Here is a 237-nt window from a genome sequence, read left to right as displayed (position 1 = left end):
CGGTTTGAGTGAATTGATGAGTCTTCAGTTTTGAGAGAACAATCTCTTAAAAAAGAGTTGACATTATGTTAAGATAATGTTAATCTCATATATGTCTGGTGGCGATAGCGAAGCGGCCACACCCGTTCCCATGCCGAACACGGAAGTTAAGCGCTTCAGCGCCGAAAGTAGTTGGGGGTCTCCCCCTGTGAGGATAGGACGTTGCCAGGCATTACATATTTGGAGGATTAGCTCAGC

General features: G+C 46.0%; 1 rRNA gene. It reads left to right on the top strand.

The features are described from left to right. Window positions 1–94 precede the first annotated feature (94 nt). A 5S ribosomal RNA gene (gene rrf, locus ACSV5T_RS10355) occupies window positions 95–210 on the top strand. Window positions 211–237: the final 27 nt, after the last annotated feature.

The organism is Veillonella sp. ZSJB6 (assembly GCF_051549505.1).
GTDB lineage: Bacteria > Bacillota > Negativicutes > Veillonellales > Veillonellaceae > Veillonella.
Note: the sequence above shows the minus strand (reverse complement) of the source record. Positions and strands in the feature narration are given on the sequence as shown.